The sequence below is a fragment of the Kitasatospora sp. NPDC048298 genome, from assembly GCF_043201465.1.
Taxonomy (GTDB): Bacteria; Actinomycetota; Actinomycetes; order Streptomycetales; family Streptomycetaceae; genus Kitasatospora.
Genome location: NZ_JBICYZ010000042.1, coordinates 42321 through 68022 on the forward strand (window position 1 = coordinate 42321; position 25702 = coordinate 68022).

Here is a 25702-nt window from a genome sequence, read left to right on the forward strand (position 1 = left end):
GTCAACTCGCCACCTCCGGCGCGGTCGTGAGGGCTCGCAGCCGGGAGGCGAAGCGGCTTCCGGGGGACTCGGCGGCGACCTGCCGGGCATCGTCGGCGGTGTCCACATCCGTCAGTACCGGCAGCCGGTGGACGGCCAGGCGGGCTTCCGCCAGGCGGCGCAGGAGCCCCGTGCCGGTGTCCGGCGTGGACATCGGCACGTCGTGCAGCAGCCGGGCGGCCAGCTCCGCGGTCGGCCGCGCCAGGCCCAGCGCCCAGAACCCGCCGTCGGCCGCCGGGCCGTACCAGGCGTCGACGCCCGGCCGCCGGACGGCGGAGAGCGGCTCCGACAGCGTGGCGGCGTCCAACTGCGGGGTGTCCATGCCGACCAGCAGCGCGGGGGAGCCCGGAGCCAGCCGGGCCGCGTGCGCGAAGGCGTCGGCCAGCCGCCGGTCCAGGCCGCCGTCGCACTGCGGGACGACCGTCCAGCCCGGCGGCAGCCAGTCGCCGGGATCGCCGTCCAGGACCAGCAGACGGCGCCCGGCGGGCATCGAGTCCAGGGAGCGCAGGGTGTCCGTGAGCGCGGCCTCGGCCAGGGCCGCCGCCTGGGACGGGGTGAAGGGCGGGGTGAGACGGGTCTTGACCCGGCCGGGGACGGGCGCCTTCGCGATCACCAGGAGCGTGGGCGGCGGCGCGGCCAGCACCACCCGCATGTCGCGGACGGCCTGGCGGGTGCCCCGTACGGTTCCGGTGACCTTGGACCGGCCGGCCCGCGGCAGGTAGTCGACGGAGGTCTCGGCGATCCGCAGCCCGGCGGCCGAAGCCGCGAGCACCATCTCCAGTGGGTAGCCGGAGCGCCGGTCGCCGAGCCCCAGGGCCAGCAGCTGCTCCCGGCGGGCGGCCCGCATCGGGCCGAGATCGTGCAAACGGACGCCCGTGCGGGCCCGCAGCCGGCGGGCGAGGACGGCGTTGGCGAACCGGGCGTGCAGGGGCCAGGCTCCGGCGGTGGCGGGCCGGCGGCGGCCGAGCACCAGGTCGGCCGTGCCGGCCAGCACCGGGGCGGCGACCCGGGGGAGTTGGGCGGGATCGAGCGAGCCGTCACAGTCCAGGAAACAGACCAGCTCGGCGGTGGCGGCGCGCAGTCCGGCGTGGCAGGCGGCACCGAAACCGCGCCTGGGTTCCTCGACCACCGTCGCGCCGAGGGAGCGGGCGAGTGCGGCGGAGCCGTCCCGCGAACCGTTGTCCACGACGATCGCCCGCCAGCCGGGCGGGATCCGTTCGAGGACCCAGGGCAGCGCCTCGGACTCGTCCAGACAGGGCAGGACCACATCGCCGACCGGTGGGGGAGGGGGAGCTTCTGTCACGGCGGTCACGGTAGCCGCCGGGTGGCGCGGCAGAGCCGAACCGCGCCTTCGCGGACGGGCCGCACCCGTCCGGCCGCACCCGTTCGGGCGAGCCACGGTGGCTCCCGCGAGCAGCCCGGCCTTCCGACCGCCGGGCGTCAGGCGCGGAGCGGCGCGGTCGCGAACTCCGTCATGCCGTCGGCGAAGGCGACCCGGGCCCGCCAGCCGAGCTCCCCGCGCAGCCGCGCGGAGTCCGCGGTGATGTGCCGGACGTCGCCCAGCCGGTACTCACCCGTCACCACCGGCACCGGCCCACCGTGGGCGGCGGCGAGTGCCACCGCCATCTCGCGGATCGTCCGGACCTCACCGCTGCCCACGTTGTACGCCCGGGCACTGCCCGGAAGCCGCCCGCCGACCGCCGCGAGCGCGGCGACGTTGGCCTCGGCCACGTCCCGGACGTGGACGAAGTCCCGTCGCTGCCCGCCGTCCTCGAACACCCGCGGCGCCTCACCCCGGGCCAGGGCCGAGCGGAACAGCGAGGCGACCCCGGCGTACGGGGTGTCGCGCGGCATGCCCGGCCCGTAGACGTTGTGGTACCGCAGCGTCAGGACGCGTCCCCCGCACGCCCGGGCCCAGGCGGAGGCCAGGTGTTCCTGCGCCAGCTTGGTGGCGGCGTACACGCTGCGCGGATCGGTCGGGGCGCCCTCCGCCACCAGCCCGGGGCTCAGCCCGGCGCCGCACCGGGGGCACGGGGGCTCGAACCGTCCGGCCTCCAGGTCGGCCGGGCGTCGCGGACCGGGCGAGACGTCCCCGTGCGCCGGGCACCGGTAGCGGCCCTCCCCGTAGACCACCATCGACCCGGCGAGCACCAGGTCCCGCACGTCCGAACGGGCCATCGCGGCGAGCAGGACCGCCGTGCCGAGGTCGTTGCAGCCGACGTACCCGGGAGCGTCGTCCAGGTCCAGCCCCAGGCCCACCATCGCCGCCTGGTGGCAGACCGCGTCCACGCCCGCCAGCGCCCGCTCGACCGCCGCCGCGTCCCGCACGTCACCGTGCCGCGCCTCCACGCGCTCCGGCAGCACGGGCATCATCCCGGAGGGATGGACGGCGGGCAGCAGCGCGTCCAGCACCCGGACCTCGTGGCGCGCGGTCGCCAGGGCCCGTACGACCGCCGAACCGATGAACCCGGCACCGCCGGTGACCAGAATCCTCATGACCAGGGACGTTACCGGCGGCAGCGGGCCGACCGGCCGAGGCGGTCGTCGTGTCACCCTCGCCGGAGCCCGGAGCCCGGAGCCCGGAGCCCGGAGCCCGGAGCCCGGAGCCCGGAGCGCCGGCAAGTGCCTCACCTGACCCCGGCTCCAGGGCCGTCGAGGGCCGCCGGGCTCGCCCGTTCGGCGTATGCGGGGGGAAGGCTCGGCCGTTCCGGGTGGTGTCCGGCGGTACGGTACGTCACGGTCCGCGCGGGCGGCGTGGCATCGACAGCAGGAGGAGACGCCGATGCCGGAGGGCTTCAGCGCGGCCGACACGGCGTTCGTGCTCATCGGTGCCGCACTGGTGATGCTGATGACCCCCGGGCTGGCCTTCTTCTACGGCGGCATGGTGCGGGTCAAGAGCGTCCTGAACATGCTCGCCATGAACTTCGTAGCGCTGGCGATCGTCAGCGTGCTGTGGGTCCTCTACGGTTACTCGCTCGCCTTCGGCACGGACTCCTTCGCCGGTCTGATCGGGACCCCGGACCACCTGGGGATGCGCGGCATCGGCCTGGACGACCTGAAGGGCTCGATCCCGGTCACCGTGTTCGCCGCGTTCCAGCTGATGTTCGCGGTCATCACCCCGGCGCTGATCAGCGGGGCGATCGCGGACCGCGCCAGGTTCACCGCCTGGGTGCTGTTCGTCGCGCTGTGGGACACCGTGGTCTACCTCCCGGTCGCGCACTGGGTGTTCTTCACCGACAACGGGAACGGCGGCTGGCTGGTCGACCGGGTGGGCGTGATCGACTTCGCCGGCGGTACGGCCGTGCACGTCGACGCCGGTGTGGCCGGCCTCGCGCTCTGCCTGGTGCTGGGCAGACGGATCGGCTTCAGGAGGGACCCGATGCGGCCGCACTCGTTGCCGCTGGTGATGCTCGGCTCCGGGCTGCTCTGGTTCGGCTGGTTCGGCTTCAACGCGGGCTCGGCGCTGGCCGCCGACGGTGTGGCCGGCATGGCGTTCATGAACACCCAGGTCGCCACCGCCGCCGCGATGATCGGCTGGCTGGCCTACGAGAAGACCCGACGCGGCGTCTTCACCCTGCTCGGAGCCGCCTCCGGCGCGGTGGCCGGCCTGGTCGCGATCACCCCGGCCTGCGGCTCGGTCTCGATGCTCGGCGCCATCGCGATCGGGCTGGTCGCGGGCGTGGTCTGCTGCGCCGCCGTCTCGCTCAAGTACCGCTGGGGCTTCGACGACTCGCTCGACGTGGTGGGCGTGCACGCGATCGGCGGGGCGGTCGGCTCGCTGCTGATCGGTCTCCTGGCCACGGGGCACGTCGGCCAGAGCGCGAAGGGCTTGTTCTACGGTGGCGGGCCCGGGCAACTCGGCAAGCAGGCGATCGGGGTCGCGGCGGTCGCCGTCTACTCCTTCGCGATCTCCTGGCTGCTCGGGCTGGCGATCCAGCGGACCATCGGCTTCCGGGTCTCCCCGAAGACCGAGACGGTCGGCATCGACCAGGCCGAACACGCCGAGACCGCCTACGACTTCACGAGAGCGAGGATTCCCTGGCCGGTACCCGAGGAGCCCCGGACGCGGCCGCGAGGGCCGGCCGGGCACCTGATGGGGGCGCTTCGACGAGGCCTGAGGAGGAACTCCTCCAAGAAGGCGGGACCGACCGGGACCGACGCCGGATGAGGCCGGTCGCACGTCGTCGGTCGCCGATCGTCCGCCGACGTGTCCGTCCGTCCGGGCCGGCCGGTCGTGGCGTGCCGAGCAGGAGGTGTCCCGGCTTCGACGATCCTCCGGCCGCTCCGCGAAGCGGCCGGAGGATCGATAGTGGGGGACGCGTCCTGGGCGCTCAGCAGCTCAGATTCGAGCCCGGCACGGTGCCGAGCAGCTGGGTGAAGCGCTGGTAGGCGTCGATGCGGCTCTGCACCTGGGCGGGGTTGCCGCCGTTGCACTCCAGTGAGCCGTTGATGCTGCGGATGGTCTCACCGAAGCCGTAGCCGTTGACGATCGCGTTGTGCGCGGTCATGGTGCCCGGCCCGTTCTGGGTGTTCCAGTACCAGAGCGCGGTCTTCCAGGCGACGGCCGGATCGGTCTGCACCAGGTTGGGGTTGCGCAGCAGGTCGATGCCGAGGGCGTCGCCGGCCGCCTTGTAGTTGAAGTTCCAGCTCAGCTGGATCGGGCCGCGCCCGTAGTACGCGGCCTGCCCGGCCGGGCAGCCGTACGGCTGTGAAGTGTCGCAGTAGTGCGGGTAGTTGGCGGTGTTCTGTTCGACGACGTAGACCAGTGCGCCGGTCTCGTGGCTGACGTTGGCCAGGAAGGCCGCGGCCTCCTGCCTGCGGACGGTGTCGCTGCCGGTGGCCGCGAAGGCGGGGTAGGCGGAGAGGGCGTCGATCAGGCCCTGGTAGGTGTAGAAGGGGTTCCGGTTCGGGAACATCTGGTCGAACCGGGCCTGGCTGACGGGGAATCCGCCCGGGTTCGGCGTGCCGGTGGACGTCGGCGTGACGGTCGGGGTGGGGGTCGTCGTCGGGCCGGTGCCGCAGCCGCCCTGGTCGGACCAGACGCCGGAGCCGCCGGTGCCGGGCGGCTCGTTCTGGGTCCACCACTTGGCGAGCCAGTTGTGGCCGTTGTAGGAGACGGCGGCGCCGCCGGTGTAGACGGCCGAGGAGTTCCAGGGCGTGGCGCAGACGGCGGCGCTGGCGTTGGCCGCGGGCAGCAGCAGGACCACCACCAGCGCCGTGACGACGGCGGAGAGCAGTGCGAGCAGGCGTTTCGTGGGCACTTGATCACCCCTTGTGCGGTGTGGGGCCGCACGGTCGTGGAGGTAGGGACGTCGGGGCAGGGGAGCAGGGCCCCGCGGGGTGGGGCACGTCGTGGGGGACGGGCCGACCGGGGTGCGGGCCGGTGCGGGGCTGCCCCAGACTCAAGCGGAGTGGTCTATACCTGTCAAGGGGTTCCGGCAAAAGACGCACCCTGCGGGCGCGGCCTCGACGGTGCGTCAATTTATCGATCACTGTCAGTAGTTGTTTAGGAATCCTTTAAGCTCCTGGTCGACAAGGCGGATCACCGCCTGAGCGATGAGAGCGGGAATGACACCTACAAGTGAAGAGATGAACGGCGTCGCGCGCGGGCCGGGCCGGCGGCGGTCGGGCTTGCCGGGCCGGCGGTCGGTGGGCCGGGTCGCGGTGCTCGCCCTGGGGATCGGCAGCTGCTCGGTGCTGGCGGCTCCGGCGGCGTATCCGCAGGCGGACGACGGCTCGGTGACGGTGCGGGTGGTCCGGGCGGTCGACGCCACCGGCGTGTGGAGCCCGGCCCTGGAGCCGGGCATCGGTGGGGTCACGGTGGTACTCGCCAATGACGACGGCGCCGAGGTCACCGGCGTGACGGCGGCCAACGGCACGGTCACCCTGGCGCCGGGCACGGCCCGGTCCGCCGGCGGCAGGTACCGGGTCCAGGTCGTGAACCCGAAGCCGGGCCTGCTGTTCCCGGCGTTCGCGTCGCGGCAGGGACTGGACGGCGCGCCGAACCTGCTGAGCAGCAACGAGGAGTTCGTCGACCTCGGTGGCGGCAAGCACGTCGAGTTCACCACGGGTCTGTGGAACCCCGGCGACTACTGCCAGAAGAACGCCCCGCTGGTCACGGCCTGCCAGCCCGCGACGAGCGAGCCGCAGAACCGCCGCACGCTGGTGACGTTCCCCTACGGCGCGCGCGGCGACAACACGGACACGACCGACCTGGCCACCAACGCCGAGACCGGCACCGTCTACGGCATCGGGTGGAGCAAGTCCGGCAAGCGGCTGTTCAGTTCGGCGCTGGCCAAACGGGACACGGCGTACGGCCCCGGCGGCGCCGGCGCGATCTATGTCACCGACGTGGCGAACAGGACGACGTCGCTGTTCACCACCGTCCCGGACGCCGGAGTATCGGCGCACGGTGCCGGCTCCGCCGACGACGCCTTCCTCTCCGCGGCGGGCAAGGAGAGCCTGGGCGCGCTGAAGGTCTCCGAGGACGGCCGTGACCTGTTCGTCGTCAACCTCAACAACCGCAGGCTGTACCGCTACGACGCCGCCAAGGCGACCGCGCCGGAGCCGCAGGCCTCCTACGCCGTTCCGGACCCGGGCTGCCCCTCGCCGGCGGACTGGCGTCCGTTCGGCCTGGGCCTGCAGGACGGCGTCGGGTACCTCGGCGGGGTCTGCTCGGGCGAGTCGACCGGGAAGGTTTCGGACCTGCGTGCGGTCGTCCTGCCCTTCGACCCGGCGACGGGAGCCTTCGGCAGGGCGGTGCTGGACCAGCGCCTGGACTACCCGCGCGAGGTCACGGCCAAGGGCCTCTGCCCCGGAGCGGGTTGGTTCCCGTGGACGGGCACCATCCCGGCCCAGCAGAGCGGCAAGGCGTGCACCGGCACCGGGTTCTACGCCAACCCCGAGCCCGAGCTGGCCGAGATCGCCTTCGAGACCGACGGCTCCATGCTGCTGGCGTTCCGCGACCGGCACACCGACAAGGCGACGGCGTTCCCACGGCCCGGAGACCCCACGACGTACCACAGCTTCGCGGCCGGCGGTGACCTGAACAAGGCGTGCCTGTCCGGCGGCATGTACGTGATGGACACGAACGGCGGCTGCGGGACGGCGGCACGGGGGACCAGGTTCTTCAGCGTGGGCACCTTCCAGGGCAACCATCCGAACGCCGCCTACGCGGGCATGGCGTTGTCGAAGGTGGAGGACTCCATCGCGATCTCGGCCGTGGACCCCACCGACTCCGCGTGGGTCATCGGCACGATGTTCACCAACCGCGACGGGACGAGGGCCCCGGGCTCCGGCCTGGGCCTGAACTCCACGAACCCCACGAACCCCAAGAACTCCAGGCCCGCCTTCGGGAAGGGTGCTTCGATGGGCGATCTGGAGGTGCTCTGCGACCAGGCGCCGCTGCAGATCGGCAACCGGGTCTGGTACGACCCCGAGCGCAAGGGCATCCAGAGCCCGAGCCAGCGTCCGGTCCCCGGTGCCACCGTCAACCTCTACGACGAGTCCGGCACGTTGGTCGCGTCGACGAAGACGACACCGCGCGGTGAGTACTACTTCGACGACTCGAACGTGCCCGGCGGCCTGAAGCCGAGGACCACGTACACGATCAGGATCGACGAGCCGGCGGACTACGCGCCGGGCGGGCCGCTGTACCGGTGGGTGCCGACCGAGGCGGGCGTCGGCGACAACCGCTTCGTGGACTCCAAGGGCACCGTCCCGCAGGGCGCCCGCTTCCCCGAACGGTCGCTGACCACCGGCGGACCGGGCGAGAACGACCACACCTTCGACATCGGCTTCCGACGGCAGGAAGGCGCGGTGCGCCTGGTCAAGCACGACCAGGACGGAAAGCCGCTGGCCGGGGCGGAGTTCGCCCTGTGGAAGGAGACGAACGGCACCGACGGGCTGCAGACCTCCGGGACGAAGCCCGACACCCGCGTCGGTGACCCCTGTACCACCGGGGCCGACGGAGTCTGCCGGTCCACGGTCGAACCGGGGACGTACTACTGGCAGGAGATCAGCCCGCCCCAGGGCTACGCCGTTCCGGACCAGCCGGTCTCCGACCCGCTGGTGCTGAACCCGGAGAACCTCGACGCCGGGGTCTCCGTGACCGCGGTCAACCGGTTGCTGCCCACTCCCGCGCCCGTGCCGTCGGCGACGCCGAGTGCTCCGGCCGAGCCGCCGACGGCGTCGGACACGCCTGCGGCACCGGTGCCGCCGACGCGACCGGCGGCACCGCCCGCACCGTCCGGATCGCACCTGGCGAGCACCGGCACGGACCTCGTGCCGGTGGCCCTCACCGCCGCGGCGCTCACGGCCCTCGGCGGGGCGCTCGTCGTGCTCCGCAGGCGACGGCCCCGACACCGGTAGCCGTCCGGGCAGGTAACCGGAACGGCCACAGGGCCCGGCAGTGTCGAACTGCCGGGCCCTCGGTGAACTTCCCGAACTCCATCGCGCCCGCCGGGCACCCCTGGCATCATCCGACGTACGACCCGGGAGACCACCGGGGTACGTCACACGCGGAACATACGGAACACACGGAACACGCGGACGCGGTAGGGCGGGTGGGGATCCGATGGACGGCTGGGCGGGGACTCCGAGCAAGCCGAAGCGGCGGTGGCGGGACTCCCGTACCGCGCGCACCCTCATCGTCCTCGCGGGCCTGCCGCTGGTCGTCCTCGGCTTCGTCCTGTTCGTCGGCACGTACGAGGAGCGCGGCGCCTACCGCACCGCCCCCGTCTGCGGCACTCCGGCGCCCGGGCCGGACGCCGACTGCCTGCTGCTGGAGAGCGGCCAGGTCACCAGGAAGTGGGTGTCCTCCTCCGTCGAGGACGGGACCAGCTACTACCTGAACATCGCACGCGGGGAGGGGGCCACCCAGAAGTACATGGTCGACGAGCCCCTCTACCGGCACGTGGAGGCCGGTACCGCCGTGGACCTGAAGATCTGGAAGGACATGGTGGTCCGGATCGCCCATGACGGGCACGAGGTGAGCACCCTGGCCCTGTCCTGGCGCAACTGGCTCGGCCTGGCGGAAGCCGTGCCGCTGATCGCCGTGGGCACGGTGGTGACCACCTACGGACTGCCCGGCCGGAACCCGGAGTTCTGGGACAGCTCACTGCTCCTGACCATGGGGATGGTCCTGGTGACCGCCATCGGTGCCGTCGTCCTCACGCTGGTGCAGTGGCCCTTCCCGGTGACCCTGGGCCTCGCCGTCGCGGCCTGGCTGATCGCCGCGCCGACCGTCAGGTACCTGCACACCTCCTTCTCCTGAGGCTCGTCGCCTCCGTCGCGCCGACCGGTACCCGGACCTCGTCGCCCTCTCTCCCGGCGGTCACGCGAGCGGCACCCGGGCCAGAGCCGCCCGCACGGCGGCCGCGATGTCGCCGACGTGGACGCCCAGGTCGCGCAGGTCCCGGGCGGTCTGTGCCACGGGCAGGTCGTCCCGGCGGAACAGCTCGCGGTCGAGCTCGCCCGGCCGCTGCGGCAGGACCATGCCGACGCGGACCCGGTAGGCCGCCAGCCGGCCGGTCAGCTTCCGCAGGCTGAGCCCCAGGTTCTCGGACACCTCGATGAGCTGGTGGAAGCTCGGCGCGCGGTCCGTGCGGAAGGGGGACCAGTCGACCTCCCACCCACCGGCCAGCAGCTCGAAGTCCTCGGGTGACTCCCGGCAGTCCGCGCGCGGCGGCAGGGTGAAACCGAGGCGCGCGTACTCGGCCCGGACGTCCTCGACGGAGAGCTCCAACCAGCCCTGGGCGGCGACCAGTTGCCACGGCGGGAGCGGCGTCGCGGCGCTCACCCACGGCCATCTCCCGGTGTGGTCCCGGCTGAGCCACTCCACGTAGGCCTGGTCCGGCCGCTCGGGGAAGTCGAAGGGCTCCGTCGTGAGGCCGTAGCGTTCGAGGCGGCGCCGCACCTCCACCGGGCTCAGCCCCGGATGACTCACCTTCCAGGCGGTGAGAACCGGCTGGATCGGCTCCCGGGCTTCGCCCGACGAATCGCCTCCGAGGACCAGATGTTGTGGGTCAGTTGGCCGGGGGCGTCCTTCCCTACCGGCAGCGCCGTGCGCTATGCCTGTCCCATCCGAACGAGGAGGCGCCCTGATGACCACCGCCGGGAACGAGCGCACACCGGGTACGCCCACACAGATGACCCGCTTCGACGACATCTACGACCGACCCGACCCTCGGTCGTACTTTGGCGCTCTGGGGCCGCTGGAGTACCAGACGCCCCAGCACGCCCGGAGTGTCTTCCGCGGTCTCCTGCCGCTGGTCGGCCTTCCCGAAGCCTCCGAAGCCTCCGAAGTCACCGAAGCCCCCGAACGCCCGGCCGACGGCCAGGACGGCGAGCCGCAGGCAAACGTCCTGGACATCTGCTGCTCGTACGGCATCAACGCGGCCCTGCTCAACCACCACGTCACGCTGGACGAGCTGTACAAGCGCTACACATCACCGCAGGTGGCCGACCTGACGACCGCCGAACTGATCGAGTCGGACCGCGAGTACTACGCGGCGCGCCGCCGTCCGGACGCCGTGCCCGTCATCGGCCTCGACATCGCCGCGCAGGCCGTCGCCTACGGCCGAGCCGTCGGCCTGCTCGACGCGGGGTTCGCCGAGAACCTGGAAACCGCCCCGCCCAGCCCGGAGTTGTACCGGGCCACCCGCGGCACCCGCCTGATCACCGTGACCGGCGGGTCGAGCTTCCTGTCCGCCCGCACCTTCCGTCCGCTGCTGGAAGGCCGGCGGGAGCTGCCGTGGGTGGCCGCGTTCGTGCTGCGTACGGGTTCCTACCAGGACATCGCCGACGGGCTGGCCGCCCTGGGCATGACCACGGAGAAGGACACGTCCCGCACCTACCGGCAGCGGCGCTTCACCGACTCCGACGAACAGAGGTACGCCGTCGCCGCGGTGTCCGCGCTCGGCGACGACCCCCGCGGCAAGGAGACCGACGGCTACTTCCACACGGCCCTGCACCTCACCCGGCCCGCCGCGCAGGCGGCGGCCCGTCCGCTGCACGCCCTGCTGCGGGATCGGTGAGCCCGGCCCTCGGCCCGCTCGGGAGTCGTGCCCACCATCCGGTCAGGCCCGTACGCACTCCGACCGCGACGGGGAGGTCAGCGTCGAGTCGGCGGTGCGCGGCGCCGTCCTCGCGGTCCTCGTCGTCCCGTGCCTGCCCGACGACTACACCCCGACCCCGGGGACCGTGGCCCGGGTCGAACGCCCACTTCGTGTTCGACAGCAAGACCGGCGCCGAAGTGTGGGACTACTCGGTCTACCCCGCCGAAGCCGAAGTGCTGTTCCACCGTGACCTCACCTACAAGGTGGACACCCGGAACGAGAACCCGAGGGACTTCTGGAACTTCACCGTCCACGAGGTCCCGACCGACTGGTGTGGAGGGTCCCCCAATGCCTGAGCTGACTCCGGATTCGGCCCGCGAGACCATCGCCGGCCTGGGCACGCACAGGGTGGCCATGACGTGCTCGAACGCGGGCGCGTCGCCGGCCTGTCCGGGCGTGAGGAGGAAGCACGGCGGGCGGCAGCGGCCGTCCGCGGCGAGGTGGATCTTCGTCGTCAGCCCGCCGCGGGAGCGTCCGATGGCGTGATGGGCCGGCTCATCGGCCGGGGCCCGATTTGACGGGCCCCGGCCGCATGCTGGTGGGCGCGCACGGGTCTGGGCCTGCTCAGTGCTCACCCCATGGGCATCCGCGCTGTTCACCCAGCCCCGCACGCCCTGACCATCCGGCTCGACGCCCAGCCCTTCGTCATCCGCCACTGGGCCGAGCGACTGCTGCCTGTCGACCCCGCTGCCCCCGATGAGATCCACGGCATCTGCGGCCTCCGGTTCCGCGCCACCGTGTGGCACCGCCGAATGTGGGCCAGAGTCAACTGTCTGACGCTTCCGGTCGGGGATGTGGCCGGGTGTCAGTGTTCGTTGTCGTCGGTGGTGGGGATGAGGTGGCGCGCGGTCAGTTCTTGGTGGATCCGAAGGAGGTGGGAGGTCTCGGCGGCGGCGGGGTTGGGTCCGGTGGCGGTGGGAGCGGTGATGCCGGCGAGGGGGTCGTCGGTTCGCGGGGTGGTGAGGGTGAGGGCCGCGCCGAGGTCGGGTGCGGCCTTGTCGCGGGCGGTGAGCGGGGGCAGGTTCCAGCGGCGCTGGACGGTTTTGAGGATGGAGGTGTGGTCGATGGGTGTGGTGCCGTCGGGGACGCGTAGGACCGTTGCGGCGGGGATCAGTGGCGAAATGAGGATGGCGGGTACGCGAACGCCGTAGCGGGTGAAGTCGTAGCCGTACTCGCCGGCGGCACTGTCCGGCGGGACGGCGGTGGGCGGGGGTACGTGGTCGTAGCAGCCGCCGTGCTCGTCGTAGGTGACGATCAGCAGGGTCTTGTCCCAGGCGGGGCCCTGGCGCAGGGCGTAGTACACGTCGTGGATGAGCTGTTCGCCGAGGGCGACGTCGTAGTTGGGGTGTTGACTGTTGCCGGTGGAGGACCAGCTGGGCTCGAGGAACGTGAACGGTGGGAGGGCGCCGTTCGCGGCGGCTTTCCGGAAGTCGGTGAACAGTCCGAAGTGCGAGGCCGGGGCGGCGTAGATGTCGGGGAAGTTGCCGCGGGTGAGGGGCTGGGCGCAGTAGCCGTAGACGGCCCAGTCGAGGTTGTGGCCGGAGAGCAGGCCGAAGACGGACGGCACGGTGAAGGTGTGGGTGGCGTCGTCCATGTGGCCCTGGCTGGTGGCGGCGCAGGCGAACGCCCGGTTGGGCAGGGTCTCGGTGGGAGCCGAGGAGTACCAGTGGTCGCAGACGGCGTAGCCGCGGGCGAGGGCGGACATCACCGGCAGGGTTTCGGGGCTGAAGCAGCCCATGATGCTCTTGGCGGTGGTGCCGGGAAGGATGGAGCGGCCCTGCTGGGCGCGCAGCGCGAGGGTGGCGGCGAAGTTCGCGACGAAGCCCTGGTTGGTCGCGGCCGGGGCGGGGGAGGCGACGGTGGTGGTGCCGAAGAGCTGCTGGTTGGTGGCCTGGTAGCCCTCGCCGGGGTCGGCGCCGGGCATGTAATACGCGCCAGGGTCGGCCGGCTTGATCCGGAAGACCGGGACCTGCGCGCCGGTCGTATCGGGATTGGACTCACGGCCGGTCAGGCCCTCGTACGGCTGCCCGGATGGGGAGCGGTTGCCCTGATCGGTGTAGAGGAATCCGAGCATGTGGTCGAACGAGCGGTTCTCGAGCATCAGCACCACGATGTGGTCGATCGCTGCGAGCTGGTCGGGGTCGGGCATCGCGTACCTCCTGGGCGACGACTGCCATCATTGTGCAACTGAATGCCATCTCCTGATCGCTCAAAGTAACGCGTGCGGGCCGCCCGCGACGGGTACGCCGAGGCCGCGGCGGGCTGGACGGAGGTGGCCCGGCTGATCGGCGCGGCATTGAAGAAGCTGGACGGCTACACCGCGTAGTCGCTCGACGGCACGGGCGATGCCATTCAGGGCCCCGAACAGGATCCTTCGAACCCACTGGCAGGTACCCCCGGGTGTGCCCGGGACCACCGAGAACCCTGGCCTGTCCGCACCCCGTGCGGACAGGCCCTCGCACGTCCTGGGCGCCGACGGTGCTACTTCTGCCAGCCGATGGTCTCGGGCAGCGGGCTGTAGAAGATGGTGGCACCGACGTTGGCGAGGCCCTTCCGGATCCCGTAGGTGGAGGGTCCGCTGTACAGCGGCAGGAAGGCGTACTGCTGGAGGGCCTTCTGCTCGACCTTGTTGACGGCCGCGATCTGCTCGCCGAGATCGGCGATCTCCCCGGTGGCGCGGATCTCCCCGTCCAGCTCCGGGGTGCCGGCTCCGGTGATGTTGGAGTCACGGTCCGAGCAGTAGAAGTCGCACAGGTACCGTGCGCCGAAGGGGTCCGTCGAGCGGTTGCCGGAGACGAACAGGTCGAAGCGGCGGTCGCTGAGCACCTTGGAGAAGTCGTTCGAGGAGACCTTGTTGATGTCCACCTTCACGCCGACGGCCTTGAGCATCGCGGTGAACGCTCCGGCGGTGGCCTTCTCGATGGGGTCGTCGCCGAGCAGGGTGTAGCCGAGTGCGAGCTCCTTGCCGTCCTTGGTGCGGATGCCGTCGGCCCCGGGCTTCCAGCCGGCCGCGTCGAGGGTCTTCCGCGCCTCCTGCGGGTCGTACTTCAGTACGGCGGCGACGTTGTCCTGGTAGCCCTGCTGGAAGCTGTAGAGCACCGCCGAGCCGGGCAGCGGCTCGGTGTAGTCGAGGCCCTGGAAGCGGATCTTCGCTATCTGTGCGCGGTCGATGCTCTCCTGCACCGCCTTGCGGACCTGGATGTCACCGAGGAGGGGCGACTTGGTGTTGAGGTACAGCGAGTACTCGAAGGGACTGCCGCCGCTGCGGACCTCGGTGTCCTTGACCGTCTTCACCTGCTTGAGGTTCTCGGCGGTCCCGACGGGGGCGTAGTCGAGTTCGCCGTTCTTGAAGGCGTTGATCGAGGCGGCGCTCTCCAGGTTGACGTAGACGCGCTTGTCGAGCTTGCCCGTCCGGCCCCACCAGGTGGGGTTGCGCACGAAGGTGATGTTGCCGGAGTGGTCGTCCCAGGTGCCCACGGTGTACGGTCCGGTGCCCCATTCGGGGTGGGCCGTCTTGACGTACGCCTTGTTGAAGTTGTCGACGGTGGCGGCCTGGGGGTGCAGGAAGGTGGTGAACAGCGCGGACCAGGAGGCGTTGACGCCCTTGAAGGTGATGACCGCCTGCTTGTCGTCCGCGCCCGGGGTGACGGAGGTGATGCGGTCGTAGCCGTCGGTGGAGGAGGCCGCGTAGTCCTTGTTCGAGCCGTTGTTGGCCTTCCAGGTGGCCTCGATGGCCCGCCAGTCGATCGGGGTGCCGTCGTTGAACACGGCCTTGGGGTTGAGGGTGATGACGACCTTCTGGTCGCCGCCCTCGACCGAGACCTTCACGTCGCTGTAGTAGTCCGGGTTGTACTGGACCTCGCCGGTGGGCGAGTAGGTGATGGCGTCGGCGTTGTACCAGGACCAGATCCGCAGCGCGTTCAGGGTGCCGTTGACGTTGAAGGGGTTGCCCTGCTCGTCGAAGGTCCCCGCGGTGGTGTAGGTGCCGCCGTCCTTGATGTTCTCGTACGGCTGGGGGTTGTAGTCGGTGACCGAGGACGCGACCTGGGCGGCGTTCTTGGCGTCCTGCCCGGAGGAGCCGTCGGTGGAACCGCCGGAGGAGGACGGGGAGGAGCACGCGGTGGCGGCGACCGAGACGGCCGCGACCAGCGCGAGGGGCAGGGCGAGCTTGCGACGCATGGGATGTCCTTGGTGGGAATCGGTGAGAAGGGGCGAGAAGGAGTGAGGCGGCGGGACAGGGCGGGGCGGGGCGGGAGTCAGACCGCGTGGCAGGCGTACTGGTGATCCGAGCCGTCCGGGACGCCGACGGTCGCCGGCCGTTCGGTGCGGCAGCGCGTCCGCACGCTCTCGTCGGCCTCCCGGTGGAGCGGGCAGCGGTCGACGAACACGCAGCCCTCGGGCAGCCGGGCGGCGCTGGGCTGCTCGCCCGCGAGGACGATGCGCTCGCGGTGGCGCTCGCGCTCCGGGTCGGGCACCGGGATCGCCGACAGCAGGGCCTTCGTGTACGGGTGCCGGGGCCGGGCGAAGATCTCCTCGGTGGCGCCGGACTCGACGATGTGCCCGAGGTACATCACCGCGATGCGGTCGGAGAAGTAGCGCACCACGGCCAGGTCGTGCGCCACCACCAGGTAGGCCAGGCCCAGTTCGCGCTTCAGCCGGGCGAGCAGGTTGATGATCCCGGCCTGCACGGAGACGTCCAGGGCGGACAGCGGCTCGTCCAGGGCCAGCAGCCTCGGCTCGCGGGCCAGGGCGCGGGCGATGCCGACGCGCTGGCGCTGGCCGCCGGACAGGGCGGCGGGGAAGCGGTCGTCCATGGCGCGGTCCAGACCCACCAGGTCCAGGAGCCGGGTGACCCGGGACCGGATGGCCGTCCGGTCGGCGCCGGTGGCCTGGAGCGGTTCGGCCAGCAGGTCGAAGACGGTCAGCCGGGGGTCCAGGGCGTCCGTCGGATCCTGGAGGACGATCTGGACGTCCCGCCGCAGCTCGCGCACCTGGGCGGCCGACCGCAGCGTGGCGACGTCGGTGCCGGCCACTTCGATGCGGCCGCCCTCGGGTGCGCGCAGCCGCAGCACCTCGCGCAGCGTGGTGGTCTTGCCGCTGCCGGACTCCCCCACCAGGCCCAGGGTTTCGCCCGCGCGCAGTTCGAAGCTGACGTGGTTGACCGCGTGCAGGGTCCCCACCCGGCGCTTGAGCAGGGCCCCCTTGGTGACGGGGAACGTCTTGACCAGGTCCTCGACGCGCAGGACCACGTCGCCGGCGGTCCGCGCCCCGGAGCCGGCCGGTGGCACGGGGGCGGCCTCCCCGGCCGGGTCGAGGCTTCCGTCGGCGATCTCCTGCGCGCGGTGGCAGGCGACGCGGCCGGGCCGCCCGGCCGGTGCGGGCGGGACCGCTTCGGTCGGGTCCGGTGCGGTCAGGTCCGGTTCGGTGGTCCGGCACACGTCCCGGGCCACGGCGCAGCGGGGCGCGAACGGGCAGCCGCTGGGCAGGCCGACCAGGGACGGCGGCTCCCCGCCGATCGGGATCAGGGGCCGTTCGACACCGCTGTCCACGGTCGGGACGCTGGCCAGCAGGCGGGCGGTGTAGGGCATCGTGGGACGGCGGAAGAGCTGGTCGACGCTCGCGTGCTCGACGATCCGTCCGGCGTACATGACGGCGACGTCGTCGGCGTGGCCGGCCACCACGCCCAGGTCGTGGGTGATCAGGACGAGACCGGCGCCGGTTTCGCGCTGGGCCAGGCGCAGCACGTCGAGGATCTGGGCCTGGACGGTGACGTCGAGCGCCGTGGTGGGCTCGTCGGCGACGAGCACCGAGGGCTTGTTGGCGATGGCCAGGGCGATGACGACGCGTTGGCGCATGCCGCCGGAGAACTCGTGCGGGAACGACTTGGCGCGTTCGCGGGGGTCGGGGATGCCGACCAGGTCGAGCAGTTCCACCGCCTGTTCCCAGGCGTCCTTCCTGGACAGCTCCCGGTGCACGCGCAGGGCCTCGGCGAGCAGCCGGCCGACGCTGAAGATGGGCGTGAGCGCGGACAGCGGGTCCTGGAAGACCATGCCGATGTCCTTGCCGCGCACCCGGGAGAGCTCCTTGTCGTCCATCGCCGCCAGGTCGCGCCCGCCCAGCAGGATCCGGCCGCCGAGCCGCGCGGTGGGCGGCAACAGGCCCATGACGGCGAGGGCGGTGGCGGACTTGCCGGAGCCGGACTCGCCGACGATGCCCAGGGTGCGCCCGGGCAGGAGGTCGAAGTCGACGCCGCGCACGGCCTCCACCGGTCCGGCCTCGGAGGGGAAGGAGACGCGCAGGTCGCGTACGGACAGGACGGGCGCGGGCCCGGTGCGGGGGGCGGGTGCGAGGGTCATCGTCGGCCTCCTGCCGCGCCGGTGGTGGACGTGGGGTCGAGGGCGTCGCGCAGGCCGTCGCCGACGAAGGTCATCGACACGGTGAGCAGCACGGTCAGCCCGGCGGGGAAGGCGAAGAGCCAGGGGGCGCTGGTGATGGTGCCCGCGCCGTCGGCGAGCATCGTGCCCAGCGACACGTCCGGGGTCTGGACGCCGAAGCCGAGGAAGGACAGGGCGGTCTCGCTGAGCACGGTGGAGACCACGCCCAGGGTGAGGTTGACGATGAGCAGGGAGCCCAGGTTGGGGATGATGTGGCGCACCACGATGCGCAGGGGGCGCACGCCCATGAACTCCGCGGCGCGCACGTAGTCGCGCTCGCGCAGGGACGTCGACACCGACCAGACCACGCGGGCGGTGGACATCCAGCCGAACACCGTCAGGACGAGGATGAGGACCCGCCAGTCGCCCGCCAGCCGGTGCGAAACCAGGGCGAGGATGAGGAAGGAGGGCACGATCAGCAGGAAGTGGACGAGGGCGAGGGTGGCCTTCTCCACCCGGCCTCCGAAGTAGGCGGCGCCCGCGCCTACGACCGCGGCGATGGCGACGGTCAGCAGGGACACGGTCACCGCGATCACCAGCGAGCGCTGGAGCCCGTGCACGGCGGCGGCATAGACGTCGTTGCCGCCCTGGTTGGTGCCGAACCAGTGCTCGGCGCCGGGGGACTGGGTCAGCGCCGAGAAGTCGGCGTCCGCGTAGCCGTACGGGGTGAACAGGCCGCCGAGCGCGCTGAACAGCACGAGCAGCAGGAAGATCACCACACCGGCGACGGCGATTCGGTTGCGCAGGAAGCGGCGCAGGTAGAGGCGGCGCCGGCCCGGATAGCGCCTGTCGTGCCCGTCGTGGCTGTCGTGGCCGCTATGCCCGTTGTGCTCGGTGAGCAGCGGATCGGCGGTCGGCCCGGGGGCGGTGGCGAGGACGCCTTCGGAGGTCCCGTCGGGACTCACAGGGGTGCCCATCTCAGTTCACCCGCACTCTCGGGTCGAGGAGAACGGTGGCGATGTCCGCGAGGATCGCGCCGATCGCGGTCAGGGCGGCGGCGAAGGCGGCGGTCGCCACGGTGCCGTGTACGTCGTTCTTGTTGATGGTCTGGATGAAGTACTGGCCCATGCCGTTCCAGCCGAAGATCGTCTCCGTGAGGACCGCGCCGGTGAAGACGGCCGGGATGCTGAAGGCCACGGACTGGGCGGTGGGAATCAGGGCCGTGCGCAGGGCGTGCCGACGGATCGCCTGGGCGCGGGTGAGCCCGGTGGCCCGGGCGGTGCGCACGAAGTCGGAGCCTATGACGTCCAGCAGCAGGGAGCGCTGGGTGAGGTGGTAGCCCACGTACCCCGTCAGGGTGAGCGTCAGCGTCGGCAGGATCAGGTGCAGCAGCCGGTCGCCGATCGTCGCCCAGAACCCTTCCACGTCGGGCGAGTTCTCTCCCGCGACGTACAGGAAGTGCCAACCCGCGTGTTCGTTCAGCCCGATGGCCAGCAGCACCAGGGCGAGGGCGGCGATGGACACCGGGACGTTGAAGAGCGCCATGGACAGGGCCTGGGCGGCCCGGTCCCGCCAGCCGTACTGGCGCGAGGCGGTGTGGACCGCGAGTGCGACGCCGACGACGACGGACAGGATCGTCGCCCCGATCACCAGTTCGGCGCTGACCAGGGAGCGGTGGCCGATCTCCCCGTTCACCTGGACCCCGACCGGGGAGCGGCCCCAGTCGAAGTGCAGGGCCACCCCGGTCAGCCAGTCCCACCAGCGGTGCAGCAGCGGCTCGTGCGGGTCGAGGTTGTACGGGGCCAGAGCCCGGGAGATCTGCTCCTCAGTGCGGACCGGGCGCAGCTCCTTGAAGTTCGAGCGCGGGTCGAGGAACCAACTGGCCAGGAAGTACGTGGCGTTGGTGGCCGCGGCGATCACCAGGAACCAGCTCACCGCCCTGCGGGTCACATACCGGAGCACGGACGGCACCTCCCCACCGGATGCGGCGGGTGAGGCTGGGGAGCGCCGGGTCTGGGGCAGGTACGCATGCGGGTGGAACTTCCTCGATCCAAGGGGTGGTTGCACGACCGTGCAGTGGCCAGTCTGTGTGTGGGCGACACGTGACACCAGGGATCAAGGCATCTGGACACGAAGACGAAACACCCCCGCAGCAGGCGGAGGTGTTCGCGTCACGTTCCCGTCGAATTCGCAGGTGGGAGGGGTCGTAGGGGCTGCACCGCCGGTCGGTCACCGCCGGTCGGTCACCCCCGGTCGGTCACCGCCGGTCGGTCACCGCCGGTCGGTCATCCCCGGCCGGTCGCGATCCGGCCCAGCAGGGCGGCGAGTCGCCGGGGCATGGAGAGGAACGGCGAGTGGCTGCTCGGCCTCGGCCTCGGGAACGTCGGCGAAGAGGATGTGCCGGGAGTCCCGGTAGGGCGGGGCCTGACCGTCCCAGGGGGGACCATGCGCACCCGTACCACCGCCGTCGTGCGGTGACGGCCGCGTTCGTGGACGGGCTCGTCGACGGCGTGGCGGGTGCGGTGGCCGGCGGGGCGGACCTGCTGCTCACCGCCTTCGCCCCGTCGCCGTTCAGTCTGACGGTGGGGGAGGCCCACGGCGTGCCCGTCCTCGGCACGTACCTCACGCCCGCCTTCGCCACCAGTCAGTTCCCGTTGCCCGGCCCCGCCGGCGGCGGGGACCTGGGGCCGGAGGCCAACCTCGCCGCCGGCCAGGAGCGGCTGCGGAGCGCGGAGCTCTCCGCCCGGGCGGAGGCGGACCACGGTGCGAGCCGGTGAGCGGTCGGGTGCGGGTTCAGGGATCTGCGGTCAGGGACCAGGACGCGGCGGGCGGTGACGCGGCAGGCCGGGGGCGCGGCGGCGCGCGCCCGTCACGGCGTCTCGGCCGACGCGACGGTGCGTGCCAGTCGGTGCAGGGCGGACTCGGAATCCGACCCCGGCACCGCCGTGTACGCCACGATCACCAGGTCGGGATGGTCGGCAGGGTGCAGCGCCGACGCGGACAGCCGCAGCGGGCCGCTCACCCGGGGGGAGGCGAGCAGCAGCGTCGCATGGGCCTGTTCCAGCACCACCTGCTCGTCCCAGAACCGCCGGAACACCGGGCTGTGCTCGCGCAGTTCGCCGATCTCGCGGGCGAGCGCGGCATCCCGGGGCCGTCTGCCGACCTCGGTGCGCAGCAGGCCCACGGTCTCCCGGGCCTTGGCCTCCCAGTCGACGTAGAGCCGGCGCACGCGCGGATCGGTGAAGACCAGCCGGCCGACGGTGCGCTCCTGCGGGCGCAGGCGCCCGAAGTCGAGGAAGACGGCGGCGGCGAGCCGGTTCCAGGCGAGGATGGCGCCGCCCGGGCCGACCAGGTACGCGGGGGTGAGGGCCATCGAGTCGAGTACCGCTTGCAGGTCCGACCGTCGATCGTCCGGAAGGCGGGGCACGTCGGTGCCGGCCGGCCGGGCCAGGCTGCGCAGGTAGCGGCGTTCCCCCGGGCTGAGCCGCAGGGCCTCGCAGACCGCGTCGAGGATGCCGTCGGAGACGCATGACGCGTTCCCCCGCTCCAGGCGGGTGTAGTGCTCCACGCTCATCGCCGCGAGGTCGGCGACCTCCTCCCGGCGCAGTCCGCTGACCCTGTGGGTGCCGTGGACGGGGAGTCCGACCTCGCGGTCGGTCCGGCTGCCGTTCGCCTGTGTGGAGGGCGTGGACGACGTCCTTGCCAAGGTGCGACGCCGTCACCCGCTCAGCGCGCGGTGAGGAGGCCGTCCACCAGGGAGCGGAGTCCGTCCCGGTAGGTGTCCTGGGCGGTCAGTGGCTCCCAGCGGTCCGCGAGCTGTGCCAGGCGGGGCAGATCGCTCGGGTCGAGGCCGGCGAAGACCTGCTGCCGATAGGTCGGGCGGTCAACCCCCGTGCGGCGCCGGGTCGCTGTCGCGCGGACCATGATCTCTCCGGCGGTGTAGTACCAGATCGCGCGGTAGCCCCGCGCGGCCCCTTCGAGCGACAGGCCGCAGGCGATCAGGCCGTCGATGATCTGCTCGACGAACCACAGGGCGTGGGCGGACATCAGGTCGTCGGCGGTCAGCACCTCCACGATCCAGGGGCAGGCGGCGAGCGCCTCGTGGATCGCTGTTGCGGCAGCGACCACCCGCTCCCGGGGTTCGGTCGGCAGTTCGGTCCGGTGCAGTGTCCGCGAGGCGTAGTCGTCCAGCAGGAGGACGAGCAGATCCTCCTTGTTGCGGACGTGGTGGTAGAGCGCCATCGGCGTGCTGCCGATCTCCGCGGCCAAGCGTCGCATGGTCAGCCTCTCGACACCTTCCTCGGTCACGATCCGGCGAGCCGTCCCGATGACCTCCCCCCGGGAGATGCGGGGCGGCCGGCCGGTGGCCTTGCGGGGTGCGGAGGGCTGCTGCATGCCCTCCATCATCCCCCAGGCCTCGACAACGCAGAGCCTCCGGTCTACTTTACTTACATGTACAAAAACTAGGGGGCGTCCGGGCCCGGGCGGTCGCGCCCGCGACCTGTCCCGTGCCTCGCTGCCGCCACGGAGAACCGACTGGAAGGAACGCCCTCATGACGACGATCCCGATCACGTCCGTCGACCTGTTCGCCTCGGCGCTGTACATCCACCCCGACGGGAGGGCCCGAGCCGCCGAACGCCGGATGGCCGGCATCGACTCCGACGCCTGGCAGATCGCGACGTTCCACGTGGAGACCGACGCCGACGTCCATGCCGACCACTGGGAGATGCACCCCGAGGCCGAGGAAGCGGTGTGCTGTCTGGCCGGCGGTGTCCGCCTCTACTTCCGTCCCACCACGCCCGGTGACGCCGAGGACATGGTGCGGCTGCCGGCCGGTACCGCCGTGATCGTCCCGCGCGGCCGCTGGCACCGGCTGGAACTCGACGCCCCCAGCGACCTGATGTCGATCACCCTGCGCAGGGGCACGCTCCTCGAACCGCGCACCGATGCCCTTGCCGGGGGGACCGGAGTGCGGCACCCCATGCATGACGGCAGCGCGCCGGCCTGACGAGCGGTACGGCGTCGCATGCGGCAGCCGAGGACGCCGCATGCGACGCCGGGCGCCGCGGTCCGCCGGTGGGCTGTCCGGAGGCGAGCGGCAGGTCGGCACCGCGCTGCGGCGGCATCATCGACGACGCCGACGCGGACCGCCGACTCGTCTCCCGCCCGGGGCGCCGTGGACCAGCGGCATCAGAACTCAACGTTCCCGTGGAAAGCCGTCAGGGGCGGGGACTCGGGTGGGCTTTCAAGCCGGTCGGTCGCCGGGTAGGGATCCCTGGAAGCCGGGCCGAACCCAAGGAGGACTCGCATGTTCACCACCCGTCCGACCCTGCAGGGCACCTTCGGCATGGCGGCCTCGTCCCACTGGCTGGCCACCGCGGCGGCGACGGCGGTGCTGGAGGACGGCGGGAACGCCTTCGACGCCGCCGTGGCCGCGGGGTTCACGCTCCAGGTCGTCGAACCGCACATGAACGGCCCGGCCGGCGAGGTGCCGATCATCCTCGCGCCGGCCGGGGGACGTCCGCAGGTGCTCTGCGGCCAGGGCGGAGCACCCGCCGCGGCCACCATCGGGCACTACACCGCGCTCGGCCTGGACGAGGTACCCGGCACCGGGCCGCTGGCCGCCACCGTCCCCGGCGCCTTCGACGCCTGGCTGCTGCTGCTCCGTGACCACGGCACCAAACGGCTGTCCGAGGTGCTCCGGTACGCCATCGGCCATGCGGAACACGGCCACCCGGCGCTGCCGGCCATCGGGGCGGCGGTCACGGCGGTCCGCGGGCAGTTCGAGCGGCACTGGCCGAGCTCGGCCGCGCTCTACCTGCCGGACGGCCGTCCGCCGGCCGCGGGCGCGCTGCTGCGCAACGTCCGTCTCGCCGACACCTGGAGGCGGCTGCTGGCGGAGGCGGAGGCCGCCGGGGCGGGGCGGGAGCAGCAGATCGACGCGGCGCGGCGGGTCTGGCGACAGGGGTTCGTCGCGGCCGCGCTGGCCGAGTTCGCCGCGCGCCCGGCGATGGACGCCTCCGGCGTGCCGCACGCCGGGGTGCTCACGGGCGACGATCTCGCGGCCTTCGAGGCGACGTACGAGGAGCCGGTCAGCCACGAGTGGGGCGGCTGGACGGTCTGCAAGCCCGGGCTGTGGAGCCAGGGGCCGGTCTTCCTCCAGCAACTCGCCCTGCTGCCGGACGACTTCGGGTCGAAAGGCCCGCGGTACGGCGGAGCGGAGTACCTCCACACGCTGATCGAGGGCGGCAAGCTGGCCATGGCCGACCGGGAGGCCTGGTACGGCGACAACCCCGAACACGCCGGCGTCACCGTGGCCGACCTGCTCGATCCCGCCTACAACGCCGAACGCCGCTCGCTGATCGGCGAGTTCGCCTCCGCCGAGCTTCGCCCCGGCCGGCCCGGCGGTCGGCCGCCACGACTCGGCCGACGCGCCGTCTCCGCCCCGGGGGCCGGTGACTGGGCGATGGCGCTCGGCGGCGGCGAGCCGACCGTCACCGGCCCGGGCGGCGGCGAGCCGACCGGCCCCGGCGATGTGCGGGGCCAGGGTGGTTTGACCACCGCCGCCGACGGGGCCACCAACGGCGACACCTGCCACGTCGACGTGGTCGACCGCTGGGGCAACATGGTCTCCGCCACACCCAGCGGCGGCTGGCTGCAGTCCAGCCCCGTCGTCCCGGACCTGGGGTTCCCGCTCGGGACGCGACTCCAGATGGCGCGGCTCGAACCGGGACTGCCCAACTCCCTCGCCCCCGGCCGCCGTCCGCGCACGACGCTGTCCCCCTCGCTGGCACTGCGGGACGGCGAGCCGGTGCTGGCCTTCGGCACACCGGGCGGCGACGCCCAGGACCAGTGGACCCTGCACTTCTTCCTGGCCGTCGCCCTCCGCCCGGCCGTGCGCGGCGGCCTCGACCTCCAGGGCGCCGTCGACGCCCCGAACTGGCACCAGGAGAGCTTCCCGTCCTCCTTCCACCCCCACGCCATGGACCCGGCCCGGGTCGTCGTCGAGGCGCGGATCGGCGACGCCGCCATCGCCGAGCTGCGCCGACGCCGGCACCGGGTGCGGGTCGCCGGGCCGTGGAGCGAGGGCCGCGTCTGCGCGGTGGCCCGCGATCCGCGCACCGGGCTCCTGTCGGCCGCCGCGGACCCGCGGGGCATGCAGGCCTACGCGGCCGGACGGTGACGGGCGCCGCCGGCCCGAGCACGTACTACCCGGTGCCGTGGCGACACTTGCGGGCGGCGCCGGGCGGGTAGGGATCCTCCGGGGGTACGGCCCGGACTCCGGTGCGGGGTACGGGCCGAGGTGGTGTGTCCGGCCCGATGCGAGCCCAGGAGCAGGAGTATGGCGTCCTTGCGAGGAGATGTCGCCGTCGTCACCGGCGCTGCCAGTGGTATCGGCCGGGCGGCGGCCCTGCGGCTGGCCCGGGCGGGCTGGGTGGTCGCGGCGGTCGACGTGGATGAGGCAGGTCTCGACCGCCTGGCCGCGGAGGCGTCGGGGGTGCGCCCGTTCGTCTGCGATGTCACCGACGGGACGGCCGTCGCCGCCGTGGTCCTCGACGTGGGGCGGGAGTTGGGCCCGCCGCGCCGGCTGGTGCACTGCGCGGGTGTCGCCGTGATGGGGCGGCTGCTCGACCGGGATCCGGCGGACACCCTTCGTGTGATGGACGTCGTCTACGGCGGCACACTGCGTGTGGTGCACGCGGTGGTGCCGTTGATGGCGGCCCGGGGCGGCGGTGAGGTGGTGCTGTTCGGGTCGATCGGCGGCTGGGTGCCGGTACCGCTCGGCGGCGGGTACGGCGCGGCGAAGGCGGCGGTGCACTTCCTCGCCGAGATCGTCGCGGCGGAACACCGTGCGGAGGGCATACGGGTCCTGTGCGTCTGCCCGCCGGCCGTGGAGACGCCGATGCTGGACCGGATCCGCGTCGAGACCCCGCAACTCCTCGGCCCACGCCGGGGATTGAGTGCCGAGGCGGTGCTGGACTCGATGGACCGGGCGCTGGCGCGTCGCCGGTCGTGGGCCTTTCCGGGGCGTGGGACCCGGGCCCTGTGGACGGCCCGTCGGCTGGCGCCCGGGGCGCTCAGCGGGATCGTCGCCCGGGTGCTGGTCGGCAAGTAGGGCGCCGGCCGCGGCTACCGGTACCGCCCCGAGGCCGCTGTTCGAGGACGATCAC

The 25702-nt window shown here is 72.5% G+C and carries 20 protein-coding genes and 2 pseudogenes; 9 read left to right on the top strand and 13 right to left on the bottom strand.

The features are described from left to right. Window position 1 precedes the first annotated feature (1 nt). The 3 genes and pseudogenes from ACGF0D_RS27665 to ACGF0D_RS27675 form a co-directional block, all read right to left on the bottom strand. On the bottom strand, window positions 2-529 hold the full coding sequence (locus ACGF0D_RS27665) for a DUF2064 domain-containing protein (RefSeq protein ID WP_392920845.1): 528 nt from the start codon (window positions 527-529) through the stop codon (window positions 2-4). A gap of 102 nt (window positions 530-631) precedes the next feature. Then, window positions 632-1351: pseudogene (locus ACGF0D_RS27670) on the bottom strand (glycosyltransferase family 2 protein); the annotation flags it as partial. A gap of 128 nt (window positions 1352-1479) precedes the next feature. Beyond that, entirely contained in the window at window positions 1480-2535 is a 1056-nt protein-coding gene (locus ACGF0D_RS27675; protein WP_392920768.1) for an NAD-dependent epimerase/dehydratase family protein, read from the bottom strand. A 286-nt stretch (window positions 2536-2821) separates the two neighbouring features. On the opposite strand from ACGF0D_RS27675, the gene ACGF0D_RS27680 reads away from it, so the two are divergent. Then, window positions 2822-4207, top strand: a complete 1386-nt coding sequence (locus ACGF0D_RS27680; RefSeq protein ID WP_392920770.1) for an ammonium transporter — start codon at window positions 2822-2824, stop codon at window positions 4205-4207. A gap of 163 nt (window positions 4208-4370) precedes the next feature. Here ACGF0D_RS27680 and ACGF0D_RS27685 read toward each other — a convergent pair whose 3' ends face one another. Beyond that, window positions 4371-5300 carry a glycoside hydrolase family 19 protein gene (locus ACGF0D_RS27685; RefSeq protein WP_392884417.1) on the bottom strand — a complete coding sequence of 310 codons (930 nt, stop codon included), beginning with the start codon at window positions 5298-5300 and terminating at the stop codon, window positions 4371-4373. Window positions 5301-5628: 328 nt separating this feature from the next. Between ACGF0D_RS27685 and ACGF0D_RS27690 the strand changes: the two genes are divergently transcribed. Both ACGF0D_RS27690 and ACGF0D_RS27695 read left to right on the top strand, forming a co-directional pair. Next, window positions 5629-8409 (top strand): SdrD B-like domain-containing protein, encoded by a 2781-nt coding sequence (locus ACGF0D_RS27690; protein WP_392920772.1) that lies wholly within the window; start codon window positions 5629-5631, stop codon window positions 8407-8409. Window positions 8410-8614: 205 nt separating this feature from the next. Then, on the top strand, window positions 8615-9313 hold the full coding sequence (locus ACGF0D_RS27695; RefSeq protein WP_392920775.1) for a hypothetical protein: 699 nt from the start codon (window positions 8615-8617) through the stop codon (window positions 9311-9313). A gap of 60 nt (window positions 9314-9373) precedes the next feature. Here ACGF0D_RS27695 and ACGF0D_RS27700 read toward each other — a convergent pair whose 3' ends face one another. Next, entirely contained in the window at window positions 9374-9985 is a 612-nt protein-coding gene (locus ACGF0D_RS27700; protein WP_392920777.1) for a hypothetical protein, read from the bottom strand. A 157-nt stretch (window positions 9986-10142) separates the two neighbouring features. Here ACGF0D_RS27700 and ACGF0D_RS27705 point away from each other — a divergent pair, with 157 nt between their 5' ends. Both ACGF0D_RS27705 and ACGF0D_RS27710 read left to right on the top strand, forming a co-directional pair. Continuing rightward, window positions 10143-11075 (top strand): hypothetical protein, encoded by a 933-nt coding sequence (locus tag ACGF0D_RS27705; protein WP_392920780.1) that lies wholly within the window; start codon window positions 10143-10145, stop codon window positions 11073-11075. Between the two features lie 191 nt (window positions 11076-11266). Beyond that, window positions 11267-11452 (top strand): hypothetical protein, encoded by a 186-nt coding sequence (locus tag ACGF0D_RS27710; protein ID WP_392884065.1) that lies wholly within the window; start codon window positions 11267-11269, stop codon window positions 11450-11452. Window positions 11453-11527: 75 nt separating this feature from the next. Here ACGF0D_RS27710 and ACGF0D_RS27715 read toward each other — a convergent pair. The 6 genes and pseudogenes from ACGF0D_RS27715 to ACGF0D_RS27740 all read right to left on the bottom strand — a co-directional run. Further along, window positions 11528-11706, bottom strand: a pseudogene (locus ACGF0D_RS27715) (IS5/IS1182 family transposase); the annotation flags it as partial. A 255-nt stretch (window positions 11707-11961) separates the two neighbouring features. Next, on the bottom strand, window positions 11962-13305 hold the full coding sequence (locus ACGF0D_RS27720) for an alkaline phosphatase family protein (RefSeq protein WP_392884059.1): 1344 nt from the start codon (window positions 13303-13305) through the stop codon (window positions 11962-11964). A 332-nt stretch (window positions 13306-13637) separates the two neighbouring features. Beyond that, window positions 13638-15335 carry an ABC transporter family substrate-binding protein gene (locus tag ACGF0D_RS27725; RefSeq protein ID WP_392920782.1) on the bottom strand — a complete coding sequence of 566 codons (1698 nt, stop codon included), beginning with the start codon at window positions 15333-15335 and terminating at the stop codon, window positions 13638-13640. Between the two features lie 77 nt (window positions 15336-15412). Continuing rightward, window positions 15413-17512 (bottom strand): dipeptide ABC transporter ATP-binding protein, encoded by a 2100-nt coding sequence (locus ACGF0D_RS27730; RefSeq protein ID WP_392920785.1) that lies wholly within the window; start codon window positions 17510-17512, stop codon window positions 15413-15415. Beyond that, window positions 17509-18507, bottom strand: coding sequence for an ABC transporter permease (locus ACGF0D_RS27735; RefSeq protein WP_392884055.1), 999 nt, complete (start codon window positions 18505-18507; stop codon window positions 17509-17511). Before ACGF0D_RS27735 ends, ACGF0D_RS27730 begins: the two co-directional genes overlap by 4 nt. 1 nt (window position 18508) lies before the next feature. Further along, a complete protein-coding gene (locus ACGF0D_RS27740) occupies window positions 18509-19492 on the bottom strand; it encodes an ABC transporter permease (protein WP_392884053.1) in 984 nt (327 codons plus the stop codon). A 512-nt stretch (window positions 19493-20004) separates the two neighbouring features. Between ACGF0D_RS27740 and ACGF0D_RS27745 the strand changes: the two genes are divergently transcribed. Further along, entirely contained in the window at window positions 20005-20307 is a 303-nt protein-coding gene (locus ACGF0D_RS27745; RefSeq protein ID WP_392920788.1) for a hypothetical protein, read from the top strand. Window positions 20308-20399: 92 nt separating this feature from the next. Here the strand turns inward: ACGF0D_RS27745 and ACGF0D_RS27750 are convergent, their stop codons facing one another. Both ACGF0D_RS27750 and ACGF0D_RS27755 read right to left on the bottom strand, forming a co-directional pair. Beyond that, window positions 20400-21236, bottom strand: coding sequence for a helix-turn-helix transcriptional regulator (locus ACGF0D_RS27750; protein WP_392920791.1), 837 nt, complete (start codon window positions 21234-21236; stop codon window positions 20400-20402). 20 nt (window positions 21237-21256) lie between these two features. Continuing rightward, window positions 21257-21925 (bottom strand): TetR/AcrR family transcriptional regulator, encoded by a 669-nt coding sequence (locus ACGF0D_RS27755; protein ID WP_392920794.1) that lies wholly within the window; start codon window positions 21923-21925, stop codon window positions 21257-21259. 158 nt (window positions 21926-22083) lie between these two features. Here ACGF0D_RS27755 and ACGF0D_RS27760 point away from each other — a divergent pair, with 158 nt between their 5' ends. The 3 genes from ACGF0D_RS27760 (at window position 22084) to ACGF0D_RS27770 (ending at window position 25647) form a co-directional block, all read left to right on the top strand. Beyond that, complete coding sequence (locus tag ACGF0D_RS27760; RefSeq protein ID WP_392884047.1) at window positions 22084-22539, top strand: cupin; 456 nt, start codon at window positions 22084-22086, stop codon at window positions 22537-22539. 300 nt (window positions 22540-22839) lie between these two features. Then, window positions 22840-24714 (top strand): gamma-glutamyltransferase family protein, encoded by a 1875-nt coding sequence (locus ACGF0D_RS27765; protein WP_392920797.1) that lies wholly within the window; start codon window positions 22840-22842, stop codon window positions 24712-24714. Window positions 24715-24873: 159 nt separating this feature from the next. Beyond that, window positions 24874-25647 (top strand): SDR family NAD(P)-dependent oxidoreductase, encoded by a 774-nt coding sequence (locus tag ACGF0D_RS27770; protein ID WP_392920800.1) that lies wholly within the window; start codon window positions 24874-24876, stop codon window positions 25645-25647. Window positions 25648-25702 lie beyond the last annotated feature (55 nt).